Annotated in this window: 12 protein-coding genes; 7 read left to right on the forward strand and 5 right to left on the reverse strand. The window is 50.3% G+C overall.

Going from position 1 to position 14539, the window contains the following annotated elements:
- The first annotated feature begins 66 nt into the window (after positions 1–66).
- Both V0288_RS14530 and V0288_RS14535 read left to right on the forward strand, forming a co-directional pair.
- Positions 67–4239, forward strand: coding sequence for a DEAD/DEAH box helicase (locus V0288_RS14530; protein WP_332865839.1), 4173 nt, complete (start codon positions 67–69; stop codon positions 4237–4239).
- Positions 4240–4308: 69 nt separating this feature from the next.
- The gene (locus tag V0288_RS14535) at positions 4309–4596 is read left to right on the forward strand and encodes a hypothetical protein (RefSeq protein WP_332865840.1); all 288 of its coding nucleotides are present in this window, start codon (positions 4309–4311) and stop codon (positions 4594–4596) included.
- Between the two features lie 59 nt (positions 4597–4655).
- Here the strand turns inward: V0288_RS14535 and V0288_RS14540 are convergent, their stop codons facing one another.
- The 3 genes from V0288_RS14540 to pruA all read right to left on the reverse strand — a co-directional run bounded on the left by V0288_RS14540 (position 4656) and on the right by pruA (position 9260).
- Positions 4656–5624, reverse strand: coding sequence for a DUF6625 family protein (locus V0288_RS14540; protein ID WP_332865841.1), 969 nt, complete (start codon positions 5622–5624; stop codon positions 4656–4658).
- Positions 5625–6146: 522 nt separating this feature from the next.
- Positions 6147–6278, reverse strand: a complete 132-nt coding sequence (locus tag V0288_RS14545) for a hypothetical protein (RefSeq protein WP_332865842.1) — start codon at positions 6276–6278, stop codon at positions 6147–6149.
- Between the two features lie 12 nt (positions 6279–6290).
- Complete coding sequence (gene pruA / locus V0288_RS14550) at positions 6291–9260, reverse strand: L-glutamate gamma-semialdehyde dehydrogenase (RefSeq protein ID WP_332865843.1); 2970 nt, start codon at positions 9258–9260, stop codon at positions 6291–6293.
- A gap of 363 nt (positions 9261–9623) precedes the next feature.
- Here pruA and V0288_RS14555 point away from each other — a divergent pair, with 363 nt between their 5' ends.
- Positions 9624–9950 (forward strand): (2Fe-2S) ferredoxin domain-containing protein, encoded by a 327-nt coding sequence (locus V0288_RS14555; protein WP_332865844.1) that lies wholly within the window; start codon positions 9624–9626, stop codon positions 9948–9950.
- 142 nt (positions 9951–10092) lie between these two features.
- Complete coding sequence (locus V0288_RS14560; protein WP_332865845.1) at positions 10093–10554, forward strand: DUF29 domain-containing protein; 462 nt, start codon at positions 10093–10095, stop codon at positions 10552–10554.
- 3 nt (positions 10555–10557) lie between these two features.
- On the opposite strand, the gene V0288_RS14565 is transcribed toward V0288_RS14560, so the two are convergent.
- A complete protein-coding gene (locus V0288_RS14565) occupies positions 10558–10905 on the reverse strand; it encodes a hypothetical protein (protein ID WP_332865846.1) in 348 nt (115 codons plus the stop codon).
- A 181-nt stretch (positions 10906–11086) separates the two neighbouring features.
- On the opposite strand from V0288_RS14565, the gene ftsH4 reads away from it, so the two are divergent.
- From ftsH4 to V0288_RS14580, 3 genes are all read left to right on the forward strand, one after another.
- On the forward strand, positions 11087–12964 hold the full coding sequence (gene ftsH4, locus V0288_RS14570) for an ATP-dependent zinc metalloprotease FtsH4 (protein ID WP_332865847.1): 1878 nt from the start codon (positions 11087–11089) through the stop codon (positions 12962–12964).
- A 66-nt stretch (positions 12965–13030) separates the two neighbouring features.
- Positions 13031–13447, forward strand: a complete 417-nt coding sequence (locus V0288_RS14575) for a XisH family protein (RefSeq protein ID WP_332865848.1) — start codon at positions 13031–13033, stop codon at positions 13445–13447.
- On the forward strand, positions 13435–13776 hold the full coding sequence (locus V0288_RS14580) for a XisI protein (protein WP_332865849.1): 342 nt from the start codon (positions 13435–13437) through the stop codon (positions 13774–13776). Before V0288_RS14575 ends, V0288_RS14580 begins: the two co-directional genes overlap by 13 nt.
- A 46-nt stretch (positions 13777–13822) precedes the next feature.
- Here the strand turns inward: V0288_RS14580 and V0288_RS14585 are convergent, their stop codons facing one another.
- Positions 13823–14533, reverse strand: a complete 711-nt coding sequence (locus tag V0288_RS14585) for a response regulator transcription factor (RefSeq protein WP_332865850.1) — start codon at positions 14531–14533, stop codon at positions 13823–13825.
- Positions 14534–14539 lie beyond the last annotated feature (6 nt).

A 14539-nucleotide genomic window follows, 5' to 3' on the forward strand; every position in this document is an offset into this window, starting at 1 on the left:
TGGAATCGATCGATATCCGTCCTAAAATTAAATATCTAGCCATCTCGATCGCTCCCCGAAAGACCCATGAACGATCTCGATCGACTCCGCGACCAACTCATCGGACGTTACCGCGAATTACCCGCGATCGAACGCGCGATCGTCCGTCTTTTCTCCGTTATCTACGAATCGGTTGCCCGTACCAGCTTTCTCGAATGTTTCAATCAAACCGCTTACCGCGACGAGAGAAACCGACTCTTTAACGTCAGCAGTCTGAAACCCCATATCGATCGCCTCGTGGAAGCCGGAATCCTCCTACAGGAAAAAGGATACGGGCCGCGCTGTCACCCCCTCCTCGTCGAGATCGCCACCCGCGATAGTATTGCCGAGGGGGAATTCGAGTCATTCGCCGCGATTATCAAACGCAAACTCCCGCAACCCCGCGCCCGCTGGGATAAAGCCTTGAGCTTTGACAGTCCGGGACAATTGATTCGAGAAGCCCGTTTGAGTATTTACCGTCGCGATCTCGAATCCCTCGAAAAACTGATCGAAGATTACCGAAAAACCAGTTATTCCGACGACCATCTCTATTTATTAGATATTATCGTTCTCGTGTGCGAGAATCCCTTCGATCTGGATTGGTTTCGGACACAACCGAAAGAGTTACAAGCCTTAGCATTAACTGGCATTCTTGTCAAGTCCTTCGGGGAACTCGCTAACGCCGAAGCCGCTTTCTCGCGGTTAGAGGAAATCTGTCAGGAAGATCCGACGACTTACGAGATCTGTTTGTGGACGGAACAGGCGATCGAGCGGGGACAGTTCGAGAAGGCGGGACGGTATCTCGATCGATCCTTTTCCGACCCCCTACAGGCGGAGATCGGTTCGTTACGGGGTTGGCTGGCCTTTATCAAAGGCGAGAACGCGAGAGCGATCGAGGAATACAGCGTCGCCCTGAAAACGCTCAAAAAAACCACGGGAAAACAGAAAATTTACTTCCCCTCCCTCAGTGGACTCTTCTTTATTTTCGCCCTACTGAAAGAGGGAACCCCGGAACGTATCGCCGAGGCCGCAGAATACACGAGTTGGGCCATCCGGAATACCGAACATCCCTTCGGCGAGATCTATTCCCGTCTGCAAAAGCTAATCGCGGCCCTACAGGGGGATACGCGGGCGAAAGACGCGGTAATCGACGGGGCGATCGCCCCCCACGAGGTCAGCCACTGTCTAGAGACCTTACTCTGTAGTATGTGTCTCTATTGGATGGATGCCCACATCGCCAAAAAACATTTACCCCGTTTACTGCTCCCCCTCTACGAAGATGCCAAGCGATCGGGCTACCATTGGTTAGCGCGGGAAACCGGCGCGTTACTGTTCCGACTCGATAAAACCCTAGCGGTAGAAGTCGTTGAAGATCGCGATCTCCCCTCGCCCCTAGTAGACACCATTCAACCGCGAGAACCCTGGGAACTGAGCCTGAGCGCGCTGGCCAATCTCCGCGCGGAAACACCGTCCGCCGGTAAATCAAGCGCGACTTTACGCCTAGCCTGGTTTATCACCCTCTATTCCGGCGATTACCTCCTGCAACCGAAGGAACAGAAACTCGACGCGCGGGGAAGCTGGAGTCGCGGCCGTCCCGTAGCCCTCAAACGTCTGCGAAAAGCCGGCGAACTCGATTATTTAACCCCGCAGGATCTCAAAGTTTGCGGCCACATCGAAGTGGAATCCGGGTATTACGGACAGACCGAGTATCGCTTCGATCGGCGGGCGATCGTCGATCTCGTCGGTCATCCCCTCGTATTTTGGGAAGATTCCGCCGGAACCCGCCTGGAAATCGTCGGCGGCGAACCGGAACTGCGGATCGCGAAACAGAAATCCGGTAAGTTAATCCTATCTCTCTCGCCAGATCTGAGCGATCGAGAAGAATTTCTCCTGATCAAAGAAACCCCCACGCGGCTGAAAGTTATCGAGGTTAAACCGGAACACCGACGCATCGCCGACATTATCGGCAAAACCAACCGATTAGAAGTCCCGGAAAGCGCGCGGGAGAAAGTCCTGACCGCGATTAACGCCGTTTCCGGTCTGGTGACGGTACATTCGGATATCGGGGGAGGGGTGGCCGCGCGGGAAGTCGAGGCCGATAGTAAGCCGCGGGTTCACCTCTTACCGGCCGGGGAAGGCTTGAAAGTGTCGGTTTTAACCCGTCCTTTCGCGGGTGGCGGCCCCTATTTCCGGCCGGGGAAAGGGGGAGAAACGGTAATCGCCGAGATCGACGGGGAAAGGGTACAGACGAAGCGGGATCTGGCTTTAGAGAAAAGTCTAGCGCGAACGGCGATCGATGCCTGTCCGACTTTAATCAGTTTCGAGGAAGAACACGGGGAATGGTTGATCGAAAATCCCGAGGATTGTCTGGAATTACTGCTAGAACTGCGGGAATTAAGCGATAACGTCGTCTTGGAATGGCCGGAAGGGGAAAAATGGCGGGTGACGCGACAGGCCGGTTTGAAGGATTTACACCTGAAAATTCAAAGTCAGCGCGATTGGTTCGCGGTCAGTGGTGAACTGCGTTTAGACGAGAAATCGGTGCTGAGTATGCAGGAGTTGATGAAATTGTTAGAGGGATCGCCGGGGCGTTTTATCGCGCTCGGGGACGGGCAATTTCTCGCCCTAACGGAGGCTTTTCGGGAACGGCTGGCAGAATTGCGATCGTTCTCGGAGAAGTCCGGCGACGGTTTCCGGTTCCATCCCCTCGTCTCTCCCGTTTTCGCGGATCTCACCGAGGAAGTCGGGGAATTGAAGACCGATAAGCGTTGGCGGGAGAATTTGCAGAAATTCCGGGAAAGTCAGGATTTTACGCCGGAACTTCCCTCGACCCTACAGGCGGAATTGCGCGACTATCAATTAGACGGGTTCCGCTGGTTGGCGCGGTTGGCGCGGTGGGGGGCCGGCGCGTGTCTGGCCGATGACATGGGATTGGGAAAAACTTTACAAGCTCTAGCGGTAATCCTCGCGCGCGCGCCGGAGGGGCCGACTCTCGCGATCGCCCCGACCTCGGTATGTTTGAACTGGATCGCGGAGGCGGAACGATTCGCGCCTACCTTAAATATCGTGCAATTGGGAACGGGCGATCGCCAGGGGGTGATCGATCGATTGCAACCATTCGATCTATTGGTCTGTAGTTACGGTCTGTTACAGCAGGAAGAGGTCGCGACCATGCTGGCCGGGGTAGAATGGCGGACGATCGTTCTCGACGAGGCGCAGGCGATCAAGAATTTCTCGACCAAGCGATCGAAAGCGGCGATGAGCCTGCAAGGGGATTTTAAAATGATCGCCACGGGAACGCCGATCGAGAACCATTTAGGGGAATTATGGAATCTTTTCCGTTTTATTAATCCGGGTTTACTCGGTTCGCAGGAGAGTTTCGATCGACGTTTCGCCACGCCGATCGAGAAATACAATGATAGAACCGCCCGCGAAAGCTTGAGAAAACTGGTGCGGCCGTTCCTCCTCCGACGCACGAAAAACCAAGTTCTCGCCGAATTACCGCCGCGTACCGAGATTCTGGTGCCGATCGAATTAAGCGTCGAGGAGAAGGCGTTTTACGAGGCGTTACGTCGTCAGGCCGTGGAGAGATTAAGCGAGAGCGACAGTACCGCCGGCGCGAAACATCTACAGGTACTCGCGGAGATCATGAAATTACGCCGGGCCTGCTGTCACCCGAAGCTGGTAATGCCGGATATGGATTTACCGGGGTCTAAATTGACCCGATTCGGGGAAGTTCTCGATGAATTATTGGAGAACCATCATAAGGCGTTGGTGTTCAGTCAATTCGTGGATCATCTCTCGATCGTTCGCGATTATCTGGATAAACGGGAGATAAAATATCAATACCTCGATGGTAGTACCCCGGCGAGCGATCGACAGAAACGGGTAAAAGCGTTTCAAGCCGGAGAGGGAGACGTATTTCTGATTAGTTTAAAAGCCGGGGGAACGGGATTAAATCTCACCGCGGCCGATTACGTGATCCATCTCGATCCCTGGTGGAATCCCGCGGTAGAGGATCAGGCTTCCGATCGCGCGCACCGCATCGGCCAGAAGCGTCCGGTAACGATCTATCGATTAGTTGCCAAGGATTCGATCGAGGAAAAAATCGTCGATCTCCACCACCACAAACGCGATCTAGCCGATAGTTTATTAGAGGGAACCGACGCGAGCGGCAAACTCTCCACCGAAGAGTTATTACAACTAATCGCGGAGGGGTAGGGTGATGGGACGGGTTCGATCGTTTGTGTACAATATTATTGATTCGATCGAACTCTCTCCCGAACACCGATGAGTCAATCCCCCGTCAACGATTCCCTAGAAGTTATCCTGACAAAGATCGGGGAAACATTAGACACGCTACAAAAAGATCTCACCGATCTCAAGATAGATATGGCGGAAGTTAAAACCGAAATCAAAAATATTGATAAGCGATTGGAGAAGGTAGAAGGCACTCAAGACGCTTTGATTAAAGATGTCTCCGATCTCAAGGGTGCGAAATCGCTAATTATTCCCGTAGTTGTGGCGGTTTTAACCAGTATCCTGACTTTACTCATTCGCTCTATTCCCAATCCTTGAAAAGATTTTTTCGGTTCACGCGAGAATCACCAATACCCCAAAAGATTATCCTCCACAAGCTAACCACTCGACTGGCTCGAAAATAATCTCTTTACTTGTCGATAGGAGTCGCTATAGATCAGGGGAGCTTTCAGCTTATCTATCACGGATTGAATCGGTGGCCAAGAATATTTATTACCGATGTGAGAGTAAGAGATATAAAATAATTCAGGTTCATCACTATAATTGAAATAACACTTTCTTAAAGTTTTTTTCCAATTCAGAAAGTGTAAGTACATAATTTCCTCTTGACCATCGTACAGCTTGCCTTTCCGCCAACACCATCGGTTCACGTACATCGGTAAATGCGATTCGTGGTAAATTTCTCTCTCGGTTTTAGGGCTGGCAAAGTTGACAAGACTTTGCCGGGGCCGATAAATTTTTATTTCTCCCTCTTTCATTAACTTGTTCGTTAAATGACCCATTTTTCCTTCATCGAATCCTGTATATTTCTCTTCTTGAAACTGTACTTGATACATGGGATGTTTTTGAAAAAGCTTGTTGATTTTTGAGGTATTTTTGTATAGTGTAAAATGACCAGATAGACGAGGTTTATTCGCACTTAGGGAAGTAATCATATCATGTTCATCTAAAATATCATTGGTAATAAATTTTCGTATATTTCCAAAAACAATGTCTATATCACCGTGACCCCAAAAATCATAGTCTGTCAAATATTCTTGAAAAATTAAACCTAAAGCGGGTTTGAATTCACAGATTTTATACGCTTTAGAGAAATGAACGGGAAATTCTAGCTCGCGAGAAGCCAGGTCGCAAAAATCTTTTAGGGTAAAAGAAATAAATTTGACATTATTACCCCTATAGGGAACTTTTTCACAATCCGTAAAAAAAATCCAATCAATATCTGAATTATAGCGGCAGGAATGAAGGAACGCCGGGAACCATACGGGCCAGATACCGAAATAGGGAACCACAATAGCTATTTTCATAATGTCAGTAAAAAAAACTAAAGTAGCGATAATTAACAAATTTCTCTCTATTGAAAAATCCAAATTTCTCGATAATCGAATACAGTACGCCTCGATCGATAAACTTCTTGTCAAAGGTTACTCGATGAAGCGAAATCGATTTTCGGAGATCATGGATAAATAGAAAGACCGCACAAAAGATTTTCAAAACCTTTTGTTTTCGAGAAAAGAAATATATTTCTTTGGCTATAAGAATAACCTATTTTTAGGAAGGTGTCAAACAATTATTTTTCACGAGCCGAGATAGGTAATAATGTTTGGTGAGATTGATGAAAAAGCTAATTATGTATAGCTATATATAACTATTTATAACTATGTATAACTATGTCTAAAATTCAAAGTTTTCTAGCGTGAATTTCTAGGGGAAGATCGATTTTCACGGCCGCCGGCGCGGGGGGATCGAGATGCCCGCTTGGAGGGGGTAGAAGACAGGTTTTTCAAGGGAAGCGCGAACTCCCGGCGAAAACGGTTTCCCTTAAATAGAGAGGCTTGTAACCCGTTGATTTCCGGTCACGTCGGGACTCAAAGTTTTAAGGTATCGGTCATGACATCCCGATCGGGGATTACCGTCGATCGATTCTTGTCTCGGGTGAATTCAAGGAAAATTAATTTCGTTCTATCAATAATCGCGGGATGGCCGAGGCGATCGACCATCCCGATTCTCGTTTATTCCGCTCCCTCGATCGGCGCGAATCCCTGACGCTGGATATTCTCGCTAACGTGACGCGGTTCGAGGAATTGTAGGAGGTAATCCGGGCCGCCGGCTTTCGATCCTACCCCGGACATCTTGAAACCGCCGAAGGGTTGACGGGAAACGATCGCCCCGGTGATCGATCGATTAATATACAGATTCCCGACCTCGAATTCCTCGATCGCTCGGTTAATATGCGCCGGAGTGCGGGAATATAAGCCGCCGGTGAGCGCGTAATCCGTCCCGTTCGCCACCGCTAACGCTTCCTCGAAATTCTTCACCCGCGTGATCGCCACCACCGGGCCGAAAATCTCCTCGCTGGCGATCGCGGCACTAGGAGGAACGTTTTTAAACACCGTCGGACTGACGAAATATCCCGTTTCCGGAATCGGCATTTCTAACGCCACTTCCGCCTCTTGTTTGCCCGTTTCGATGTACTCGCGGATACGCGCTTGGGCTTTGTCATCTATCACGGGGCCGACTTCCGTACCGGGTAAATCCGTCGCGCCGATATTTAGAGACTTGGTAGCCTCGACAAATCGATCGACAAAGGCATCGTACACCGGATCGAGAACGACGATCCGCGAGCAGGCCGAGCATTTTTGTCCCGTGTAGCCGAAAGCCGATTTCACCGCGCCGACAACCGCCTGATCGAGATCCGCGCTCTCATCGACGATAATCGCGTTTTTCCCGCCCATTTCGGCGATTACCCGTTTTAAATGCTTCTGTCCGGGGGCGACGAGCGCCGCGTCCGCGTAGATGCGACAGCCAACCTCCCGCGAACCGGTAAAGGCGATCAGGTGAATATCCGGGTGTTTGACGATGTGCGCGCCCACCTGGGAACCCTTACCGGGGATAAATTGGAAAACGCCTTTTGGAATGCCCGCTTCTACGAGAATTTCGGCGAATTTAGCGGCGATTACCGTGGAGGTTTCCGCGGGTTTCAAGAGGGTGCAATTGCCCGCGACTAAGGCCGCGACCGTCATACCGACGGCGATCGCCAGGGGGAAATTCCAGGGGGAGATAACGAGAGCGATTCCCCGCGGTTGATAGATATAGCGATTATTTTCCCCGGAAACGTCGAAATTATGTCCCGCGTCGAGACGTTCCATCTCGTCCGCGTAATAACGACAGAAATCGATCGCTTCCGAGACTTCCATATCGGCCTGTTGGATGACTTTCCCCACTTCCAAACAGATCCACGCGGAGAGTTCGTGTCGCCGATTTTCCATTAAAGTCGCCGCTTTCCGCAGGATTCCCGCTCTTTCCCGAACGGGGGTTTTTTTCCACGCGGGGAAAGCTTTTTTCGCCGCCTCGATCGCGGTTTCGGCCTGTTCGATCGACAGTAACCCGATCTTACCGACGATCTCGATCGGATTACAGGGATTCACCGAATCGATCACCGTTTCCGTGGAGACATATTCGCCGTTAATCAGGGGTAAATAGGTTTTCCCGAGGGAATTCTTGACGAAATCTAACGCTTTTCTCCCTTTCTCCCGTAATTCATCGTTCGCGTAATCGGTATCCGGCGCGTTCGGGAAACCTTTAGAAACGGACTTATCGTTACCTAAAACTTTCGGCGGCGCGATCAGATCGTCAACGGGGCGATCCTCTAAATTCTGCCGGAGGAAAGAACTATTCGCCGTATTCTCCAATAAACGGCGGATTAAATACGCCATTCCCGGTAATAGTTTCCCGTAGGGCGAATAGACGCGTACCCGATGTCCGCGCTTGACTAACGCTTTCGCCAGGGGATCGCCCATCCCGTACAATACCTGCATTTCAAAGCGACGACGGGGGATCTGTAGGGTTTCGGCGATGGCGCAGGCGAGAGCTTGAGAGCGCACGTTATGGCTACCGATCGCGGCGTAGAGATACTGATGATTTTCCAGTAATAAGCTCGTCATCCGCTCGAAATTAGCATCGCTGGCGGATTTCTCGTTATACACCGGCTGAGGCCAGTGATTCTGGAGCGATTTAATCGTTTCCTGATCCCAGTAGGCTCCTTTCACCAGTCGCACCGTGACCGGATATTCGCGTTTTTTCGCCCATTCGATTAAATTTTTTAAATCCGCTTCGGAATCTCGTAAATAAGCCTGTAAGGTAATTCCTATATCCGTTCTGGTTCGGAATTCTTCTTCTAATAATAAATCTTTCAGGATGGAGAGGGTGAGATTTTTATAGACGTACTGTTCCATGTCGAAGTGGATCGCGACCCCCAATTCCCTCGCGCGACGCAAGAGGAGACGGATGCGATCGCTCACTTTCTCCCGACTCCCCTCCGGATCGATGGGATCGAATTGAGAATAAAACGCGGTGAGCTTGACAGAAACTTGCACTTGCGGTATGCGTTCGCCGTCCGCCTCGTCGATTTCGGGAACCCGTCCCCATCGGGTAGCCTCTTTCGCGAGGTGTTCCATAATGTCGAGGTAGCCTTGTAGATAGGCTTTCGTTTCCGATTCCGCGATCACCGCCTCACCGAGCAGATCGATGGTGAACGCCATTTTCTCTTTTCGCAGACGTTCGACGGTTTTGGTGACTTGTGCCTCGTCTTCCCCCGCGATGTACTTGCGCGCGAGGGTTTCCACCGCTTTACTGATTGTGGCGGCGGCTAGTTGCGCGGGAGGGGAATGCGGATCGCTGAAGTTGAGAATACCTTTCAGCGCGCCGGGCAGTTCTACCGATTCATCACCGAGGTATTGTTGGAGGTGGTTAGCGATCTCGGCGTTGCTACGCAGGGCCGGGAGACAGTCGATAAAGCGGAATAACTGCACCCGTAAATTGGGGTTAGCCATCGCCCAACCGAGTAATTTATCGTCCCAACGCATCTGATCCTGTAAAGTCGCCCAAAGCGATCGTTTCTCGCGGGTTTCGGCGAGGAGTTGTTTCGCGATCTCGCGGGTTTTGGCTTCGTAGTTTTGATTCGATTCGATTTGTACGACCACGGCGTTAATACTCCGATTGCTAGTGTGAGGAAGAATTCTGTAGGGAATAGCCCGAACACTCTATTCTAACCGATCGGGCGGGGGATTTTCCCCACTGCCGGCGGGCGCGCATATTCGACCGCTCGCGGAATTGAAAAATTGTCGCGTGGTTAGGGAGCCAGGAGTCAGGAGCCAGGAGGAAGGAGAAAGAATTTTATCGTTGAAAATCCCAGAAAAAACTTGTTTATCTTGTATAATTCCAGGTTTTGAAGTTTTTAGAGCATCCAGACCCCATCGCGCGAGAAGTCTATTATAAAGGGAGAAGGATTGTCGATCGCTCGCGAGACAATTCCCGTATACACCCGCTATCTCCAACTCTAAAATATGACTTATCCGGGCAAAAAATTTATCATGGTCTGTCAGCATTCTTCCTGCGCGGTGCAGGGCGCTTTGAAAGTGCTTTCGGCTTTTGAATTGGCGGATCTTCCGGAAGACGCGATCGTGATGACGAGCGGTTGTCAGGGACAATGTAGTACCAGTCCGACGGTGCGAATTCTGCCGGAAGAAACTTGGTATTTTCGCGTGAAACCTAGCGATGTGGAACGGATTGTCGAGGAACATCTGAAAGGGGGGAAACCGGTCAGAAGTTTACTGAATCCCCGGATTCATCCAAGCGAGGAGGAGGAAAATGAGGATGGAAGCGAGCGCTAAATTTTCTTCAAGGGTAAATGTTATCTCCGGAATGAGGGAAGTTTTTACTCGATCGAGTGCCGATTTTCTCTCTCCCGTAGCCTTTCCCGATCTCTCGATCGATCTGTCCCGAATTTTTACTCTCTAGATTTCGAGGAAAACCATGACAATACAAACCGCGAAAACGGATATTTTATACGCTCGGGATTATTGCCTCTGGCTAGAAACCACGATCGAGAAGTTACGACAGAAACAATTTGATGTAGTGGATTGGGAAAATGTGATCGAGGAGTTAGAAAGCGTGGGAAGAAGCGACAGAAGAGCGGTCAAAAATCTTTTAACCCGTCTTTTCGAGCATTTGTTGAAATTAGGCTATTGGAAATCAGAACGAGAGTACAATGCCAATAAATGGAAAGGCGAAATTCGGAATTTTCGTCAACAAATTAAGGATGAGCTTAAAGCGAGTCCGAGTTTAAAAAACTATCTGATCGAGGTATTCCCTGAATGTTATCGAAACGCGAGAGACATTCTAGCCGATACCAGTGGACTATCGATCGATACCTTTCCCGAAGAACCGATCGTCACCGTGGAACAGGCATTAGACGAAAGTTATCTCACCCGCTAAAACTCACTTGAATTTCACTTTATTACCGAGCCAATTGGTGATTAATTTCGGACAATTCTTTTTAAACCAATAGAGCGCGTAGATCTTAAAAATAGGTTTGGAAAGACGGGCGATCGCCCGCATAATTCGATTTAACGGTCGCCGTCGAAATTTCTTATCGATTAAATTAATCGAACCCACATCGTAGAGACAATCGAGGATCATTTTTACCGTCGCCTCCTCGCGCTCGAATAAACTATCGAGTAATAATAAAACTTCCGTCATCCGTTGTTGTTTGAAGCGATCGTCTTCCGAGATGGCGGGTACTACTTTCGGTAGAGAGACGAGAGGATTATTCCGGGAAGTCAGCATGATTCGAGGGTATCGATAAATTGTCTGTATTGTAGGGGATCTATCCTCGATCGGGCGAAAAATTTTTTCCGGATGGCGGGAATCCCTACCCGGCCGTTCCCCCGCGCGGGGGATAAAGGAAGATCCCGTACCCCTACAATAGAGAGAGGTAGAGACCACTTTTAATCAATTTGGCGTAACGATGAGTGTAAAAAGCAAACCTCCCTCACAATCCCGGCTGATCGGCAATATTTTACTGGCGATCGGCGGTTTATTCCTGCTGGTGAATTTATTTTTCCCGCAGATCTTCGGTTCCCCCGTCCCGAAAGTTCCCTACAGCCTCTTCATCGACCAGGTGGAAGACGGGAAAGTAGCGCGGGCATCCGTGGGACAGAACGAGATCCGCTATCAGATGAAAAGCGACCAAGAGGGGCAATACGGCCCGATTTACAGCACAACGCCGATTTTTGACCTAGAATTGCCCAAACGCCTCGAAGCCAAAGGGGTCGAGTTCGCCGCCGCGCCCCCGCCGAAAAACGGCTGGATCGGTAGTATCCTCGGTTGGGTGATTCCCCCGCTGATTTTTGTCGCTATCTGGCAATTTTTCCTCAATCGCGGCGGTGGTGGCGGCCCCGCGGGCGCGCTCTCGATCACGAAAAGCCGCGCTAAAGTTTACGTGGAAGGCGATAGTACGAAAACGACCTTCCAAGATGTGGCCGGTGTAGAAGAAGCGAAAGTCGAACTCGCGGAAATCGTCGAATTCCTCAAATATCCCCAACGTTACGCCAATATAGGCGCACGCATTCCCAAGGGCGTGTTATTAGTCGGCCCGCCGGGGACGGGAAAAACCCTACTCGCGAAAGCGGTCGCGGGCGAAGCGAACGTTCCTTTCTTCAGTATCTCCGGTTCCGAGTTCGTGGAATTGTTCGTCGGCGCGGGCGCGGCGCGGGTTCGCGATCTGTTTGAACAGGCGAAGAAAAAAGCCCCCTGTATCATCTTTATCGATGAACTGGACGCGATCGGGAAATCCCGCGCGAATGGCGGTTTTATCGGCGGGAACGACGAACGCGAGCAGACTCTCAACCAGTTACTCACGGAGATGGACGGATTCAACGCCGGAGACGCGACGGTAATCGTCCTCGCCGCGACGAACCGCCCGGAAACCCTCGATCCCGCGTTATTACGGCCGGGACGGTTCGATCGCCAGGTACTCGTGGATCGCCCGGATCTCGCCGGCCGCCTGAAAATTCTCGAAATTTACGCCGGTAAGGTGAAATTAGGCCCGGACGTGGATCTGAAAGCGATCGCTACCCGGACTCCCGGATTCGCGGGCGCGGACTTAGCCAACCTCGTCAATGAAGCGGCGTTACTGGCGGCGCGTCAACAGCGGAACACGGTAGCCCAAGAGGACTTTAACGAGGCGATCGAACGGGTGGTCGCGGGTTTAGAGAAGAAAAGCCGCGTTCTCTCCGATAAAGAGAAGAAAATCGTCGCCTATCACGAGGTAGGTCACGCCCTCGTCGGCGCGGTTATGCCGGGTGGCGGGAAGGTGGCGAAAATCTCGATCGTTCCCCGCGGGATGGCGGCGCTAGGGTATACGTTACAGATGCCCACGGAAGACCGTTTCCTAATGGATGAATCGGAATTACGCGATCAGATCGCGACATTATTAGGGGGAAGATCCGCGGAGGAAATTGTCTTCGGTAGCATCACCACCGGCGCGGCGAACGATTTACAACGCGCCACGGATCTCGCGGAACGAATGGTGACAACTTACGGAATGAGTAAGGTTCTCGGCCCTCTCGCCTACGAGAAAGGTCAACAGAATAATTTCCTCGGCGATGGCATGATGAACCCCCGTCGTATGGTTAGCGATGACACGGCGCGGGCGATCGATGAAGAGGTTAAGGATATCGTGGAAGAGGGACATCGAACCGCCCTCGCTATCCTCAATAAAAACCGCGATCTTCTCGAAGAAATCGCCCTAGAAATCCTCAATAAAGAGGTAATCGAGGGTGAGGAGTTACAGAAGTATCTCGATCGGGTTCAGTCGATCGAACGCGAGGCGATCGGGGTGTAAGTCTCCGAATACGGGGCGGAATCCAGTTCCGCCCTCTCACTTTTACACCGAACACGATATCGATTTATGCCAGCAAAAGATATTTATCACGACGCGGTTAAAAATGCCTTGATTAAAGATGGTTGGGTTATCCTTGCCGATCCTTATTTTTTACAATTTGGGGATGTCGATCTATTCGCCGATCTACTCGTCGAAAAACCTTTGCTCGCTGAAAAACGAGGGAATACAATAGTGGTTGAGATTAAAAGTTTTATTAGCTTTTCACTGATTCGAGATCTTCAAAATGCGTTGGGGCAGTATCTCATATATAGGGATGTTTTAGAACTAACTAATCAAAATTATGAAATTTACTTAGCCATTCGTGACACGATATTTGAAGATTTCTTTCAAAAAGATGCTATTCAAGCTATTGTTAAACGTCACGGTGTAAAATTTATTGTTTTTAATGATGAAAGAGAGAAGATCGCATCATGGATAAATTAAATCACTATCGAGAATGTATTAAAAAAATTCTCACGGAATACGATCGATTAGTCCGACAGTCGCCGAATCATCGTCTAGAAACGTGCCTAGTATTCGATGAAACGCGCGATCATTATCTTTGGTTAACCTTGGACTGGGAGGGAAGTAAACGGCGACGATATACTCACGTTCACGTTCGCATCAAAAACGAAAAAATTTATATTGAAGAAGACTATACAGAAGAAGGAATCGCCGACGAACTCACGCGATTAGGGATTCCCAATAGCGAGATCGTTCTAGCTTTTCAACCGCCGGACGTGAGACAATTTACCGACTTCGCGATCGCGTGAAAATCCCTTCCTATTGCGACGGGAAACCGGCAATTCCGAAAACCATTTACCCCGTCTCGTCCTCGAATTTATAACCCACGCCGACCACGGTTTTAATAAACATCGGATTGGCGGGATCGGGTTCCACTTTCACCCGTAAACGGCGGATATGGGTATCTACCACCCGTTCATCGCCGAAAAAGTCATTTCCCCACAAATTATCGATCAACTGGGTACGACTCCAGACGCGACCGGGATAACTGACGAAAGTGGCGAGGAGATTGAATTCTAGGGTGGTGAGATCGAGGATTTCCGCTGTCTGTCCGTCGAGTTGTCGGATGGCTTGATGTCCGTCGAGATCGATCGAGAAATGACGGGTACGATGCAGTTGGCGCGGTCCCGCGTCGTGACGGAGACTTCGCCGGAGTAGGGCCCGGACTCGCGCCACCAATTCCCGCGGACTAAAAGGTTTCACTAGATAATCGTCCGCGCCGGTGGACAGGCCGATAATTCGATCGATCTCCTCCCCCCGCGCCGTCAACATTAAAATATAGGGATCTTTCGTCCCCGGTTTCTGCCGGATACGCGCGCACACTTCCAACCCGTCCAACTCCGGTAACATGATGTCGAGAATTACCAATTCCGGCTGTTTTTGGTAAAAAAGTTCCAATCCCACCCGCCCGTTATGCGCGACATGACAGGAAAACGATTCTCTCTCTAGAGTCTGCTGGATCAAGCGGGCGATCTCCATCTCATCCTCGACAATCAGGATGTCCATCGATCG

Origin of the sequence: Pannus brasiliensis CCIBt3594 (assembly GCF_036688125.1) — a bacterium.
Lineage (GTDB): Bacteria > Cyanobacteriota > Cyanobacteriia > Cyanobacteriales > Microcystaceae > Pannus > Pannus brasiliensis.

Excerpts from the sequence above, each read along its gene's own strand:
- V0288_RS14545 (WP_332865842.1), bottom strand. The coding sequence starts at position 6,278 with ATGGTCGATCGCCTCGGCCATCCCGCGATTATTGATAGAACGAAATTA.
- V0288_RS14530 (WP_332865839.1), top strand. The coding sequence starts at position 67 with ATGAACGATCTCGATCGACTCCGCGACCAACTCATCGGACGTTACCGC.
- V0288_RS14565 (WP_332865846.1), bottom strand. The coding sequence starts at position 10,905 with ATGCTGACTTCCCGGAATAATCCTCTCGTCTCTCTACCGAAAGTAGTA.
- V0288_RS14575 (WP_332865848.1), top strand. The coding sequence starts at position 13,031 with ATGCCAGCAAAAGATATTTATCACGACGCGGTTAAAAATGCCTTGATT.
- V0288_RS14555 (WP_332865844.1), top strand. The coding sequence starts at position 9,624 with ATGACTTATCCGGGCAAAAAATTTATCATGGTCTGTCAGCATTCTTCC.
- V0288_RS14580 (WP_332865849.1), top strand. The coding sequence starts at position 13,435 with ATGGATAAATTAAATCACTATCGAGAATGTATTAAAAAAATTCTCACG.
- V0288_RS14585 (WP_332865850.1), bottom strand. The coding sequence starts at position 14,533 with ATGGACATCCTGATTGTCGAGGATGAGATGGAGATCGCCCGCTTGATC.
- V0288_RS14560 (WP_332865845.1), top strand. The coding sequence starts at position 10,093 with ATGACAATACAAACCGCGAAAACGGATATTTTATACGCTCGGGATTAT.
- ftsH4 (WP_332865847.1), top strand. The coding sequence starts at position 11,087 with ATGAGTGTAAAAAGCAAACCTCCCTCACAATCCCGGCTGATCGGCAAT.
- V0288_RS14535 (WP_332865840.1), top strand. The coding sequence starts at position 4,309 with ATGAGTCAATCCCCCGTCAACGATTCCCTAGAAGTTATCCTGACAAAG.